Genomic DNA, 14,631 nt, shown 5'->3' with positions numbered 1-14,631 from the left:
GGGGATGTTTTCTATGTCTACGCCTTCAGCGCGTACCGGCGGCTCACTCGACGCCTGGTTTAAAATTTCGCACCGCGGCAGTACCGTTCGTCAGGAAGTCGTTGCCGGATTAACGACGTTCCTGGCAATGGTCTACTCCGTCATTGTGGTTCCGGGGATGTTGGGTAAAGCCGGGTTCCCACCGGCTGCAGTTTTCGTAGCGACCTGCCTGGTAGCAGGCGTGGGTTCTATTGTAATGGGCCTGTGGGCAAACCTGCCGCTGGCGATTGGTTGCGCTATCTCGCTGACGGCGTTTACCGCATTTAGCCTGGTGCTGGGGCAGCATATTAGCGTGCCAGTGGCGCTGGGTGCGGTGTTCCTGATGGGCGTCCTGTTTACCATTATTTCTGCGACCGGTATCCGTAGCTGGATCCTGCGCAACCTGCCGCAGGGCGTTGCGCACGGCACGGGGATTGGTATCGGCCTGTTCCTGCTGCTGATTGCGGCAAACGGCGTTGGGCTGGTGATTAAGAACCCACTGGACGGCCTGCCGGTTGCTCTGGGCGATTTCGATACCTTCCCGGTGATCATGTCGCTGATTGGCCTGGCGGTCATTATCGGCCTTGAAAAACTGAAAGTACCGGGCGGCATCCTGCTGACCATCATCGGTATTTCTGTTGTTGGCCTGATTTTCGACCCTACCGTGCATTTTTCCGGTATTTTTGCCATGCCTTCTTTGAGCGATGCGGAAGGGAATTCCCTGATCGGCAGCCTGGACATTATGGGGGCGTTGAACCCGATCGTCCTGCCGAGCGTATTGGCGCTGGTGATGACCGCCGTCTTCGATGCGACCGGGACTATCCGTGCCGTGGCGGGGCAGGCGAATCTGCTGGATAAAGACGGACAGATTATTGATGGCGGTAAAGCGTTAACCACCGACTCCCTGAGCAGCGTGTTCTCTGGTCTGGTGGGGGCGGCTCCTGCGGCAGTGTATATTGAGTCCGCAGCGGGTACGGCGGCGGGTGGTAAAACCGGTCTGACCGCGATCACCGTCGGCGTGCTGTTCCTGTTGATCCTGTTCCTCTCTCCGCTCTCTTATCTGGTTCCTGCCTACGCGACCGCACCGGCGCTGATGTATGTCGGCCTGCTGATGCTGAGCAACGTAGCGAAAATTGACTTCGCAGACTTTGTGGATGCGATGGCGGGTCTGGTGACTGCTGTGTTCATCGTGCTGACCTGTAACATCGTTACCGGCATTATGATCGGCTTTGCTACGCTGGTGATTGGACGCATTGTTTCCGGTGAATGGCGTAAACTGAACATCGGTACCGTAGTCATTTCTATCGCGCTGGTGGCCTTCTATGCCGGCGGCTGGGCAATCTGATTCTCACATCATGATGATCCTGAAAACGGGTGGCTTTTGCCGCCCGTTTTTATTTTCGGAACACATCTCGTTGTCTTTTGCGTTACTCTGAGGAAGATAGAATTGAGGCACGACGCCTCTCGTCGCATATCATAAGAAACATCGCAAACAGGGAACGCATGGAAATCTTTTTTACCATACTCATCATGACCCTTGTGGTCTCGCTGTCGGGGGTAGTGACTCGCGTATTGCCCTTCCAACTCCCTTTACCCCTTATGCAGATCGCCATCGGCGCCTTGCTGGCGTGGCCGACGTTTGGTTTGCATGTGGAGTTCGACCCTGAACTGTTTTTGGTTCTGTTTATCCCGCCGCTGCTGTTTGCCGATGGCTGGAAGACGCCAACGCGTGAGTTTCTCGAGCATGGGCGAGAGATTTTCGGCCTTGCGCTGGCGCTCGTGCTGGTCACGGTGGTCGGAATAGGCTTTATGATTTACTGGCTGGTGCCGGGCATTCCGCTGATCCCGGCTTTTGCGCTGGCCGCCGTGCTGTCGCCAACTGACGCCGTGGCACTTTCTGGCATTGTCGGTGAAGGCCGCATCCCGAAGAAAATCATGGGCATCTTGCAGGGCGAAGCGTTAATGAACGACGCCTCCGGTCTGGTTTCACTCAAGTTTGCTGTCGCGGTGGCGATGGGCACGATGGTGTTTACCGTCGGCGGTGCGACGGTTGAATTCTTCAAGGTGGCAATTGGCGGTATCCTGGCTGGGTTTGTGGTCAGCTGGCTGTACGGTCGCTCCCTGCGTTTTCTCAGCCGCTGGGGTGGCGATGAGCCAGCCACGCAAATCGTCCTGTTATTCCTGCTGCCGTTTGCCTCTTATCTGATTGCGGAACATATCGGTGTTTCCGGGATCCTCGCGGCGGTGGCGGCCGGGATGACGATTACCCGTTCAGGTGTCATGCGCCGTGCTCCGCTGGCTATGCGCTTACGTGCAAACAGTACCTGGGCCATGCTCGAGTTCGTGTTTAACGGCATGGTCTTCCTGCTGTTAGGGCTGCAGTTACCGGGTATTCTGGAGTCTTCGCTGGCGGCGGCAGACGCCGATCCGAATGTCGAAATGTGGATGCTGTTTACCGATATCGTGCTGATCTATGCGGCACTGATGCTGGTGCGTTTTGGCTGGCTGTGGACCATGAAAAACTTCAGCATGCGCTTTCTGAAGAAGAAGCCGATGGAGTTTGGCTCGTGGACCACGCGTGAAATCCTGATCGCATCCTTTGCTGGTGTGCGTGGGGCGATCACGCTGGCTGGTGTCCTTTCTATTCCGCTATTGTTGCCTGACGGCAGCGGCTTCCCTGCACGTTATGAGCTGATCTTCCTTGCCGCCGGTGTGATTCTGTTTTCGCTGTTTGTTGGCGTGGTGATGCTGCCGATCCTGCTGCAGCATCTTGAAGTGGCGGATCACTCGCAGCAGCAAAAAGAGATCCGCATTGCCCGTGCCGCGACGGCGGAAGTGGCGATTGTGGCCATCCAGAAAATGGAAGAGCGTCTGGCTGCGGATAGCGAAGAGAATATTGATAATCAGCTGCTGACCGAGGTGAGCTCGCGGGTGATTGGTAACCTGCGCCGTCGTGTCGATGGGCGTAATGATGCGGAAAGCTCGTTGCAGGAAGAAAACCTTGAACGGCGTTTCCGTCTGGCGGCGCTGCGCTCGGAGCGTGCAGAGCTGTATCATCTGCGCGCCACCCGTGAAATCAGCAATGAAACGCTGCAGAAACTGCTGCACGATCTGGATTTGCTGGAAGCACTGCTGATAGAGAATCAATAAACGGTAGCGCCTGATGGCGCTCCGCTTATCAGGCCTACGGAACACAATTGTAGGCCGGATAAGGCGGTTACGCCGCCATCCGGCGAAGGATGTACCCGATAGCGCACAGCTTTCCAGACCGAAAAAAATTATTCCTCGTGTAATTTGCGAGCGGCTTTCCTGAATGAATCCGTCCTTCTTGTTGATTCCCTCTTTTTTCCTTACGGTTGAGGAAAGGAGGCCACATGTCTGATTATCGGCGTAATTACATCAACGGTGGAACATGGTTTTTTACGGTGAATCTACAAGACCGCGGAAGCCATCTTCTGACATCAAAAATCTATCATCTTCGCAGTGCTATTTCCGAGGTAAACAAGGTTAAACCTTTTTATATCAATGCGTGGGTCGTTTTGCCTGAGCATATGCATTGCATCTGGACGCTGCCTGAAAATGACGCTGATTTTTCGTCCCGCTGGCGGGAAATTAAAAAGCATTTCACCCGATCGTTATCCGTCAGGCATATCTGGCAACCTCGCTTTTGGGAACATACCATTCGTGATGAGCGCGATTATTGCCAGCATGTGGATTACATTTATATTAATCCTGTGAAACATGGTTGGGCGCAGCAGGTGAAGTCATGGCCTTTTTCAACGTTTCATCGTGATGTTAAATTGGGGTTGTATCCGGAGAACTGGGCAGGTGAGATAACGGACCTCCGTGCTGGTGAACGTGCCTGATGGCGCTACGCTTATCCGGCCTACGGAACGCAATTGTAGGCCGGATAAGGCGGTCACGCCGCCATCCGGCAACTTACGTCTCCTGCGTTAACCAAAACCCTTCGCAGCATTTTAGCCATGCCTGTGCGCTGTGCGACAGATACACGCCTTCGCGCCAGATCATGCCCAACTGCCAGCGTAAATGGCTTTCCAGCGGGATCCAGCGTAGCGTCTGCTTATCCAGTTTTTCGCAAATGGGTTCTGGTAAAATGGCGATCCCAACCCCGGCTTGTACCATCGCAGCGAGGAAATCCCACTGTCCGCTGCGTACCGCAATGCGTGGCTTGACGTGGTGCTGGCTAAACAACTCCAGCAACTGACGGCTTAGGGCGAAATCTTCGTTGTAGATTAGCAGCGGGTGCTCGGCCAGCGCCTCGGGGGAAATAGAATCACAGGTTGTCCACTGGCCGGAGCGCGGCACCAGCACGCAAAGTGGATGGCTGAAAAGCGGCAAGGTCGCCAGACCGCTCTCTTCTTCGACCGGTAGCGCCGTCATCGCCACATCCAGATCGCCGTTCATCACTGCCTGCTGGACGGTTAAGCCACCAAATTCTGATATTTTCAGCTCAACGCCGGGATAACGCTGGCGAAACAGGCTGATGGGGCCGGCCATTAACATTCCGACCATCGGGGGGATACCGAGTCGCAGGATCCCCTTATTCAGATGGTTAATATCGCTCAGTTCTGCCTCAAGCTGGCGGAATTCGGCGAGGATTGCCAAGCCGCGTTCAAAGACGATACGTCCGGTATCGGTCAACAACAATCGCCGCCCGTCGCGGATTAGCAGCGTGCAGTTCAGCTCGTCTTCAAGGTTCTTCAACATTTTGCTGATGGTCGGCTGGGTGACAAACAGCTTCTCTGCCGCGCGGGTAAAGCTCTGCTGGCGAACCACCTCAACAAAATATCGCAGCGTTCTGATATCCATGATTATTCCTTAAGACTATGCCTGCAATGAGTTTAATTCATTTCAGTCCTTGGGGGAGGGTCTCTATACTGGCGCTCTCTCTTTTTTACGGACATTCCCTCATGGCTGTGGCGATTAGCCGCGTGACGCCTGCGGTTATTCATCGACTCCAGGTCCCCGTTCAGGTTCTGTTGTACGCAGGTTTATTTGTTTTTGCTCAATATCTTGTCTCCTGGCTACATTTGCCGCTTCCCGCCAACCTGGTCGGGATGGTACTGATGCTGGTGCTGATTGTGTGCAGGGTGATCCCGCTTAGCTGGATACGCGCAGGCGCCCGTTGGCTGCTGGCTGAAATGCTGCTGTTTTTTGTCCCGGCGGTTGTTGCCGTGGTGAACTATACGCACCTGTTGCTGGTGGATGGCTGGCGCATTTTTGCCGTTATTGCCATCAGCACGCTGATGGTGCTCGGTGCCACTGCGTGGGTGGTTGATAAAGTTTATCGCTATGAAATGAGCAGGTTAAACCGTGAGTAATTTCCAGTTAAGCGTGTTGTGTCTGGTGATTACGCTGGGTATCTATTTTGCCAACAAGCGCCTGTATCGTCGTTTTCGGACATTGCCGCTGATGCCGCTGGTCCTCACGCCCGCGCTGCTGGTGCTGATGCTGGTGTTCGGGCATATCTCCTGGCAAAACTATATTGGTGAATCGCACTGGCTGATGTGGCTTCTGGGCCCGGCGACCATCGCATTTGCCGTGCCGGTTTACGATAATCTCGCGGTCATTAAGCGTCACTGGATGTCGCTGACGGCAGGCGTGGTGACAGCAACACTGGTGGCCGTCACCAGTTCGGTATGGCTGGCGCGTCTGTTTATGTTACCCGATGAAATCCAGCGCAGCCTGGCGGTGCGCTCGGTGACCACGCCATTTGCACTGGCGGCGGCCGAGCCGTTGGGCGGGCAACCGGATCTGGTGGCGCTGTTTGTGGTGATCACCGGCGTATTCGGTATGGCGGTGGGCGACATGCTGTTTTTGCGCCTTTCCATTCGTGAAGGGATGGCGAAAGGGGCTGGGTTTGGTGCGGCGTCGCACGGCGCAGGCACCGCGCGCTCCTATGAGCTTGGCCAACAGGAAGGGGTGATTGCCAGCCTGGTAATGATGCTTTCCGGCGTGGTGATGGTGCTGGTGGCACCGCTGGTCGCGAGGCTGATGTTCTGACCAGCGGCCCGTACGCTATTTCAGCCGTGAAATCAGTTCAAACTCTTTAAAATTTACCGGGCGCTGCTGCTGCATGGAGCGATTCCCGGCGATGCCGGTCAGAATTGACATGGCGCCCGCGCGATGGTCGGCGGCTCGCTGCAGCGGATCGTGTCGCGGCTCGCCAAACAGATCGGCCAGCATCGCGTTATCACCGCCGCCGTGGCCACCTTCGCCCAGCGTGAAGTCGGCCTGCCAGGGCGCAGCGAACATCGGGAAAACGGTAATATCACAGCTTTCCAGGCTGCCTTCGTTCTCCCTCGCCCCGCCTGCATTGACGTATGATTTCTCCACGATCTTCATCTCCAGGCGACCTTCGCTACCGTTAAACACCACGTTCAGTCCTTCCCACGGCAGATAAGTGTTCAACGAGTAGGTGAGCTGTACCTGGTTTTGATATTTCACCAGCACCGACAGCGTGTCTTCAATGGTGATGCCATCGCTGAATACGCTTTGATCTCGGAAATAGTTGTCTTCGTGTTCAGCATCCAGATACAGCGCTTTAAGCTGCTGATTCTCCGCCATTTGCAGTGCAAACGGATCGTCCTTGGCCTGCGCATAGCCATGAGCACGTGGATAAAACTGCGTCACACCGCGGCGTTCGGCATTTTCTTTTCCGTAGAAACGCAGGCTGCCTTCGGCATAAACACGCTGTGGATAGCTGTCCAGCCAGAAGTTCATCAGGTCAAAATGATGGGTTGATTTATGCACCAGCAGGCCGCCGCTGTTGCGCTTTTCCCGATGCCAGCGGCGGAAGTAATCGGCGCCGTGTTCGGTATTCAGTAACCACTCAAAGTGAACCGAAAAGACGTCGCCAATGGCACCGTTCATCAGCAGCTCGCGTACCTTGCTGTGATGCGGAGCATAGCGATAGTTAAAAGCGACGCGCACCTCGTGTCCGGTCTCTTCAATGGCGTCGAGAATACGCAGGGCGCGCTTCTCATCGATGGTCATCGGTTTTTCAGTGATCACATCACAGCCCGCGTGCAGCGCCCGCACGATATAGTCATCGTGGGTGCGGTCCATAGTGGTCACGATGATGACATCGGGGCGGGTTTCGCGGATCATGTCTTCAAACTGTGCGGCTTTCCAGGTGGATACCGGAGCGGCCCCCTCATTTTTTAATAGCTGATTCGCGTAGTTCATACGGGTTTGGTTGGTGTCGCAAAAGGCGACCAGCCGGGCGTTTTCCTTCCATTGCCCACCAATCGCTGAGATATACAGGCCCGCTCGCCCGCCGGTTCCTACCAGGGCATATTTCTTCATCGCATCCTCTTTTCTCAAAATGAATTAACGTGTTTATGTAATAAAAACAGTGTTTCAATTTCATTTAGGTACTGTAGCGCTATCAACAGTGATGGATACGTTGGAGAGAGAAAACTGTGATCCCCAGCGAAAAAGACCGGGGAAGATGTCGATATTCTGATTTTCCCATGAACGCTTTTTAGCCTTACGCTCATATTTTACAATCGTGATTAATTCCGTTGGCCAGTGTAAGGATATTCAGTGTGAAATATTTGTGGTTATCTGCTCTCCTGTTCAGCCAGGTCGTTATGGCCTGGTGTCCTGATGAGGACCAAAAGGTGGTACTTCAGGGAACATTGATACAACAGACGCTACCCGGCCCGCCAAATTACGAAAGCATCAAGGATGGCGATGAAGCGGTAACTTATGATTATCTTAAGTTGGATCAACCTTTTGAGTGTGATATTACCGGTGAGAGTGAAAGTGTTCCGCTAGTACAGATTATTTTGATGGGCAAAAGTAAGCCTGGTTACGCCGATCTTGCTCCTTCTCTGGGAAAAGATGTCATCCTGACCGGGAAAACGATGTATGCCCAAACTGGCCTCCACTTTACCTCTGTCTTGCTCATCCTTGATGATGTGAAAGATGTTACCCCTCTCAACACGCCCGAACAAAAGAAAAGCGCGCTGATTCAGTTTCAACAGTTCCAGCAGGCGCTGAGTGAGAAAAACGTTGCCGCATTAAAGTCTTATTTTGTATTCCCATTACCGGGCAGCCTTGATGATTTTATTCCTTACGATGAATCACAATCATCTCAGTCGGATCAGCTTACCGAGGCGGTGTTTGATAAAAATGCGTCGCAGATTATTAAGGGTTTACACATCTTGAGTAGTCTTGATGTTAACCCTGACACTCTGGAAATCAAAGAACACCGGATAAACGCGCTATCGGCACAAGAGCAGAAACGGAAATACTTTCCGGGTGATGAAGACGGCACGTTTTATTATGAAGAAAACGGTCAGCGTCACGTGGTTGACGGAACCTGCGACACGGTTGCTATGGGGGAATTTGACGAGGGCGTTTTAAGGCTTTCTCAGGGTACCGATGCGAATAAACAACGGCCTGGCCTCTCAGAGTCTTGTGACGGAGCATCGTCATATTTGTTTAAGCTAATTGATGGAAAACTCCGTCTGGTGGCGAGTTTTACCGCAGGTTGAATCTGTGCCGAACACTCCCCGACCGGTGAAGTCGGGGAGGAGATCTATTAGTGCGCGCGACCTTGCTCTACGCCGTACCCGGTCTGGGAACGGATGAACTGAGCACGGAACTGCTCACGCTCGCGGTTACCTTCTGCAGAATTATCGGTAGCAGAGAAGAACCAAATACCGAGGAACGCCACGCTAATGGAGAACAGCGCCGGGTATTCATACGGGAAAATGGCTTTTTCGTGACCGAGAATTTGCACCCATACCGTTGGGCCAAGCACCATCAGCACCACTGCCGTTATCAGACCTAACCAGCCGCCCAGCATGGCACCACGCGTGGTCAGTCGTGACCAGTACATGGAAAGCAGAATGATCGGGAAGTTACAGCTTGCCGCGATAGCGAACGCCAGGCCGACCATAAAGGCGATGTTCTGGTTTTCAAACAGCACGCCGAGCAGGATGGCAATCACGCCCAGTACCAGTACGGTGATTTTCGACACGCGCAGTTCTTCACGCTCGGTAGCACCTTTACGGAACACGTTAGCGTACAGATCGTGAGAGACCGCCGAGGCACCCGCCAGCGTCAGACCAGCAACCACGGCCAGAATGGTGGCAAAGGCCACTGCGGAGATAAAGCCGAGGAACAGGTTACCGCCCACCGCGTTGGCCAGATGCACCGCCGCCATGTTATTGCCGCCAATCAGCGCGCCAGCTGCGTCTTTATATGCCGGGTTTGCACCGACCAGCATGATTGCGCCAAAACCGATGATAAAGGTCAGGATGTAGAAATAACCCATAAAGCCGGTGGCGTAGAACACGCTCTTACGCGCTTCGCGGGCATCGCTGACCGTGAAGAAACGCATCAGAATGTGCGGCAGACCCGCGGTTCCGAACATCAGTCCGAGGCCTAACGATAGCGCCGATATTGGGTCTTTCACCAATCCGCCCGGGCTCATAATCGCCGAGCCTTTCGGGTGTACCGCCATCGCTTCGGTGAACAGGTTGTTGAAGCTGAAGCCGACGTGCTTCATGACCATAAAGGCCATAAAGCTGGCGCCGAACAGCAGCAGCACGGCTTTGATGATTTGCACCCACGTAGTGGCCAGCATGCCGCCGAACAGCACGTACATCATCATCAGTACGCCAACCAGCACCACAGCAATGTGATAGTTCAGACCGAACAGCAGTTGGATAAGCTTCCCGGCACCCACCATCTGGGCGATCAGGTACAGCGCGACCACCACCAGTGAACCACAGGCCGACAGAATACGGATAGGCCCCTGCTTCAGACGGTAAGAGGCGACGTCCGCAAAGGTGTAGCGACCGAGGTTACGCAGACGTTCGGCAATCAGGAACAGAATGATTGGCCAGCCGACCAGGAAGCCGAGTGAGTAAATCAGCCCGTCATAGCCAGAGGTAAAGACCAGCGCGGAAATCCCGAGGAACGACGCCGCCGACATATAGTCGCCCGCAATCGCCAGCCCATTCTGGAAACCGGTGATGTTACCGCCCGCGGTGTAATAGTCGTTACGCGAACGCACGCGCTTAGACGCCCAGTAGGTAATGCCGAGCGTAAATATGACGAAAATCAGGAACATAACAATCGCCTGCCAGTTGGTTGGCTGGCGTTGGACTGCACCGCTAATAGCATCCGCCGCATTTGCGGCGAAGGGCAGCGTGGCGGCTAGCGCCGTCAGGACTCTCTTCATGATGCTTTAACCTCGTGCAGAACCGCATTGTTAAGACGATCGAATTCACCGTTGGCCCGCCAGATATAGATTCCGGTCAGGAGGAAGGAGATGAGGATCACGCCCACCCCAATTGGAATACCTCGGGTGACGCTGGTTCCCGCATGTAGCGGTGTCCCCAGCCAGCCAGGCGCAAAGGCAATCAGTAAAATAAAGCTGATATAAACCACCAGCATGATGATGGATAGTACAGCGGCAAACCGTTGCCTTTTTTCAACTAACTCCCTGAAACGCGCACTGTCTTCTATCCGCTGATAAATATTGTCATTCATCGCAGAGCTCTCCAGAGGTCCCCTTTGTCTTTCGCGCTACAGGCATGACCTGTTAGCTGTCGCAGTCCGGCAACACGAAATCCTTTGGGGGAGGTTTTATAATTTCCCTCCCGATGAAGAGAGGGTAGGGGGATTTTTTATTTTGCCGGATGGCGGCTAACGCCTTATCCGGCCTACAAGGGATGCTGAACCTGTAGGCCCGATAAGCAGCGCGCCATCGGGCATTTCACGGTAAGGGTTATGATGGCATCGCGATAGCCTGCTTCTCTTCGAGCAGTTTCTCTACCACGCCAGGATCGGCGAGGGTCGAAGTATCGCCCAGATTGCTGGTATCGCCAGCCGCAATTTTGCGCAGAATACGGCGCATAATTTTGCCGGAGCGGGTTTTTGGCAGTGAGTCGGTCCAGTGCAGCACGTCTGGCGTTGCCAGCGGGCCAATTTCTTTACGCACCCAGTTGCGTACTTCAGCGTACAGCTCAGGTGTCGGCTCTTCGCCGTGGTTCAGCGTGACGTAGGCGTAGATGGCCTGGCCTTTAATATTATGCGGAATACCCACTACCGCGGCTTCGGCAATCTTCGGATGCGACACCAGCGCCGACTCGATTTCAGCCGTCCCCAGACGGTGGCCGGAAACGTTCAGCACGTCGTCCACGCGTCCTGTTATCCAGTAGTAGCCGTCTTCGTCACGACGCGCGCCGTCGCCGCTGAAGTACATATTCTTGAAGGTGGAGAAGTAGGTCTGCTCAAAACGATCGTGATCGCCAAACAGGGTTCTCGCCTGACCCGGCCAGGAATCGGTGATCACCAGGTTGCCTTCGGTCGCGCCTTCCAGCGGGTTGCCTTCGTTATCGACAATCGCCGGCTGCACGCCGAAGAACGGACGTGTTGCCGAACCGGCTTTCAGTTCGGTAGCGCCCGGCAGTGGGGTGATCATGAAACCGCCGGTTTCGGTCTGCCACCAGGTATCGACGACCGGGCATTTTTCGTTGCCAATCTTCTTCCAGTACCATTCCCAGGCTTCCGGGTTAATCGGCTCGCCGACAGAGCCCAGAATACGCAGTGACGAACGGTCGGTGCCTTCAATCGCTTTATCGCCTTCTGCCATCAGAGCGCGGATCGCGGTGGGTGCGGTATAGAGAATATTAACCTGATGCTTATCCACGACCTGCGACATGCGCGCAGGCGTTGGCCAGTTGGGTACGCCTTCGAACATCAGCGTGGTAGCGCCGCAGGCCAGCGGGCCGTACAGCAAATAGCTGTGCCCGGTTACCCAGCCGACGTCAGCGGTACACCAGTAGATATCGCCCTGATGATAATCAAACACGTATTTGAAGGTGGTCGCCGCGTAAACCAGATACCCGCCGGTGGTGTGCAGCACGCCTTTTGGCTTACCGGTTGAACCGGAGGTATACAGAATAAACAGCGGATCTTCCGCGTTCATCTCTTCCGGTTGATGCTCAGGGCTCGCTTTCTCAATAAGGTCGGACCACCACAGGTCGCGGCCTTCCTGCCAGTCTGTTTTTCCGCCGGTACGTTTGAGGACCACCACGTGCTCAACGGTCTTCACGTTCGGGTTTTTCAGCGCATCATCCACGTTCTTTTTCAGCGGGATGCCGCGTCCAGCACGCACACCTTCATCGGCGGTGATCACCAGGCGTGAGTTTGAGTCGATGATACGTCCGGCAACGGCTTCCGGCGAGAACCCGCCAAAGATCACCGAATGCACCGCACCAATACGGGCGCAGGCCAGCATCGCCACCGCAGCTTCCGGGACCATTGGCATATAGATCGCCACTACATCGCCTTTTTTAATGCCTAAATCCAGCAATGTATTGGCAAAACGGCAAACGTCGCGATGCAGTTCGCGATAGGTAATATGTTTACTTTGAGTTGCGTCATCGCCTTCCCAGATGATGGCGGTGCGATCGCCGTTTTCCTGTAGATGACGGTCAAGGCAGTTCGCTGCCAGATTCAGCGTGCCGTCTTCGTACCATTTAATGGACACATTGCCGGGCGCAAAAGAGGTGTTCTTTACCAGGCTATAAGGTTGCATCCAATCGAGAATTTTTCCCTGCTCGCCCCAAAATGTGTCGGGGTCGGTAATAGATTGTTGGTATTTCGCGTCGTACTGCTCCGGGTTTATCAGGCAACGATCCGCAATATTTGCGGGAATAGCGTGTTTATGTATTTGGCTCATGGCTTTTGTTCTCCTTGTAGGATGTTAATAATATGTCTCATAAACGTTAAATGTAGGGGCATTTGGAGTTTTGTTTGGGATTTGAGCGGCAGATCACGCAATAAGCGAATTGTGCAAATTAGCGGCAAACTGATTTTTGAAGAGAACTAGCAAAAATTGATTAAATCTCGCGATAACATGCAGTTATATGAAGAAGTTTGAAAAAGGTGATCGGTGTTGGGAATAGACCAAAGAGTGAGAGGTTGGAGGGGTTTACTAACTCTAAAGTGGTATTTTACATGCACTTACAATTGATTAAAAACAACATTCTAAGTGTGGTTTTTTGATAAAAAGAGGGTGGAGCAATGTCATGACAGTATACGTGTGGTTGCTGTTATGGAAAACAATAAAAGAATCGCCATTGCAGACAATGGCGTCATCTGGATGAGACCCCCCTATGGCAAGGACAAAATCACCCGTACTCCGTTTCTTCAGCCTGATATTACCGTTTTTATTTATCTCTGCCGTTCACGCTGAACAAACCCCAGTACCCGCAAAAACCGTCACCGTTGAAGCGAAGAATGAAACCTTCGCCCCTCAGCATCCCGATCAATACCTCTCATGGAAAGCCACGTCGGAGCAGTCCGCACGTGAAGATGCGCTGGCAGAGGATCCTCGACTGGTGATTCTGTGGGCGGGATATCCTTTCTCGCGTGATTACAACAAACCGCGTGGGCATGCTTACGCGGTGACCGATGTCCGTGAAACATTACGTACCGGCGCGCCAAAAACTGCAGAAGATGGTCCGCTGCCGATGGCCTGCTGGAGCTGTAAAAGCCCTGACGTGGCGCGCCTGATCCAGAAAGACGGCGAAGACGGTTATTTCCACGGTAAATGGGCGCGCGGCGGCCCGGAAATTGTTAACAATTTAGGCTGTGCGGATTGCCATAACACCGCCTCGGCAGATTTCGCCAAAGGGAAGCCTGAGCTGACGTTGTCCCGTCCTTATGCAGAACGCGCGATGGAAAGCATCGGTAAACCGTTTGATAAAGCCGGTCGTTTTGACCAGCAGTCCATGGTCTGCGGCCAGTGTCACGTGGAGTACTACTTCGACGGTAAAAACAAAGCCGTTAAGTTCCCGTGGGACGAGGGGATGAAAGTTGAGAACATGGAGAAATACTACGACGCCATTGCGTTCTCCGACTGGACCAACTCCCTGTCTAAAACGCCGATGCTGAAAGCGCAGCACCCGGAATATGAAACCTGGACTGCGGGCATTCACGGCAAGAACAATGTGACCTGCATCGACTGTCATATGCCGAAAGTGCAAAACGCTGAAGGCAAGATCTACACCGACCATAAAATTGGTAACCCGTTCGATAACTTCCCTCAGACCTGCGCCAACTGCCACACCCAGGACAAAGCGTCCCTGCAAAAAGTGGTTGCCGAGCGTAAACAAGCGATTCATGACCTGAAAATCAAGGTTGAAGATCAGCTGGTACATGCCCACTTCGAAGCGAAAGCTGCATGGGATGCGGGCGCAACGGAAGCTGAAATGAAGCCGATTCTGGAAGATATTCGCCATGCGCAATGGCGCTGGGATCTGTCTATCGCCTCGCACGGGATTCACATGCATGCGCCGGAGGAAGGTCTGCGTATGTTGGGTAGCGCGATGGATAAAGCGGCCGATGCCCGTACCAAACTGGTCCGTCTGCTGGCGACCAAAGGCATCACCCATGAAATTCCGCTGCCGGATATCTCGACGAAAGAGAAAGCCCAGAAGGCGATCGGTTTGAACATGCAGCAAATCAATGCTGAGAAGCAGGACTTCATCAAAACGGTGATTCCGCAGTGGGAAGACCAGGCGCGTAAAAACGGTCTGTTAAGCCAATAACCCCTTTCCG

General features: G+C 53.9%; 12 protein-coding genes. 7 read left to right on the top strand and 5 right to left on the bottom strand.

The genetic code is table 11. From position 1 onward, the window contains the following. The first annotated feature begins 13 nt into the window (after window positions 1-13). The 3 genes from ghxP to IB214_RS22315 all read left to right on the top strand — a co-directional run bounded on the left by ghxP (window position 14) and on the right by IB214_RS22315 (window position 3,884). On the top strand, window positions 14-1,363 hold the full coding sequence (gene ghxP, locus IB214_RS22325; RefSeq protein ID WP_096758700.1) for a guanine/hypoxanthine transporter GhxP: 1,350 nt from the start codon (window positions 14-16) through the stop codon (window positions 1,361-1,363). 158 nt (window positions 1,364-1,521) lie between these two features. Next, window positions 1,522-3,168, top strand: coding sequence for a Na+/H+ antiporter (locus tag IB214_RS22320; protein WP_117343600.1), 1,647 nt, complete (start codon window positions 1,522-1,524; stop codon window positions 3,166-3,168). A gap of 224 nt (window positions 3,169-3,392) precedes the next feature. Then, window positions 3,393-3,884, top strand: coding sequence for a transposase (locus IB214_RS22315; RefSeq protein ID WP_117343599.1), 492 nt, complete (start codon window positions 3,393-3,395; stop codon window positions 3,882-3,884). 73 nt (window positions 3,885-3,957) lie between these two features. Here IB214_RS22315 and IB214_RS22310 read toward each other — a convergent pair whose 3' ends face one another. Continuing rightward, the gene (locus IB214_RS22310) at window positions 3,958-4,848 is read right to left on the bottom strand and encodes a LysR family transcriptional regulator (protein ID WP_115259695.1); all 891 of its coding nucleotides are present in this window, start codon (window positions 4,846-4,848) and stop codon (window positions 3,958-3,960) included. A gap of 101 nt (window positions 4,849-4,949) precedes the next feature. On the opposite strand from IB214_RS22310, the gene IB214_RS22305 reads away from it, so the two are divergent. Together IB214_RS22305 and IB214_RS22300 are read left to right on the top strand one after the other, a co-directional pair. Then, on the top strand, window positions 4,950-5,360 hold the full coding sequence (locus IB214_RS22305) for a CidA/LrgA family protein (RefSeq protein WP_117343598.1): 411 nt from the start codon (window positions 4,950-4,952) through the stop codon (window positions 5,358-5,360). After that, window positions 5,353-6,042 carry an LrgB family protein gene (locus IB214_RS22300; protein WP_115259693.1) on the top strand — a complete coding sequence of 230 codons (690 nt, stop codon included), beginning with the start codon at window positions 5,353-5,355 and terminating at the stop codon, window positions 6,040-6,042. The genes IB214_RS22305 and IB214_RS22300 overlap by 8 nt, the downstream gene beginning before the upstream one ends. A 15-nt stretch (window positions 6,043-6,057) precedes the next feature. Here IB214_RS22300 and IB214_RS22295 read toward each other — a convergent pair whose 3' ends face one another. Beyond that, window positions 6,058-7,347: a Gfo/Idh/MocA family oxidoreductase gene (locus IB214_RS22295; protein WP_117343597.1), complete on the bottom strand. Its 1,290-nt coding sequence runs from the start codon at window positions 7,345-7,347 to the stop codon at window positions 6,058-6,060. A 242-nt stretch (window positions 7,348-7,589) separates the two neighbouring features. Between IB214_RS22295 and IB214_RS22290 the strand changes: the two genes are divergently transcribed. Further along, window positions 7,590-8,543 carry a DUF4431 domain-containing protein gene (locus tag IB214_RS22290; RefSeq protein ID WP_117343596.1) on the top strand — a complete coding sequence of 318 codons (954 nt, stop codon included), beginning with the start codon at window positions 7,590-7,592 and terminating at the stop codon, window positions 8,541-8,543. A gap of 47 nt (window positions 8,544-8,590) precedes the next feature. Here the strand turns inward: IB214_RS22290 and actP are convergent, their stop codons facing one another. The 3 genes from actP to acs all read right to left on the bottom strand — a co-directional run bounded on the left by actP (window position 8,591) and on the right by acs (window position 12,748). Continuing rightward, window positions 8,591-10,240: a cation/acetate symporter ActP gene (gene actP, locus IB214_RS22285; protein WP_096758694.1), complete on the bottom strand. Its 1,650-nt coding sequence runs from the start codon at window positions 10,238-10,240 to the stop codon at window positions 8,591-8,593. After that, a complete protein-coding gene (locus IB214_RS22280) occupies window positions 10,237-10,551 on the bottom strand; it encodes a DUF485 domain-containing protein (RefSeq protein ID WP_096758693.1) in 315 nt (104 codons plus the stop codon). Before IB214_RS22280 ends, actP begins: the two co-directional genes overlap by 4 nt. 238 nt (window positions 10,552-10,789) lie before the next feature. Beyond that, complete coding sequence (gene acs, locus IB214_RS22275; RefSeq protein ID WP_115259691.1) at window positions 10,790-12,748, bottom strand: acetate--CoA ligase; 1,959 nt, start codon at window positions 12,746-12,748, stop codon at window positions 10,790-10,792. Between the two features lie 436 nt (window positions 12,749-13,184). On the opposite strand from acs, the gene nrfA reads away from it, so the two are divergent. Next, the gene (nrfA, locus tag IB214_RS22270) at window positions 13,185-14,621 is read left to right on the top strand and encodes an ammonia-forming nitrite reductase cytochrome c552 subunit (RefSeq protein WP_096758690.1); all 1,437 of its coding nucleotides are present in this window, start codon (window positions 13,185-13,187) and stop codon (window positions 14,619-14,621) included. The last annotated feature ends 10 nt before the right edge of the window (window positions 14,622-14,631 follow it).

The organism is Citrobacter sp. C1, assembly GCF_014596895.2.
Taxonomy (GTDB): Bacteria; Pseudomonadota; Gammaproteobacteria; order Enterobacterales; family Enterobacteriaceae; genus Citrobacter; species Citrobacter gillenii.
This window is presented reverse-complemented; position numbering and strand designations above follow the sequence as displayed.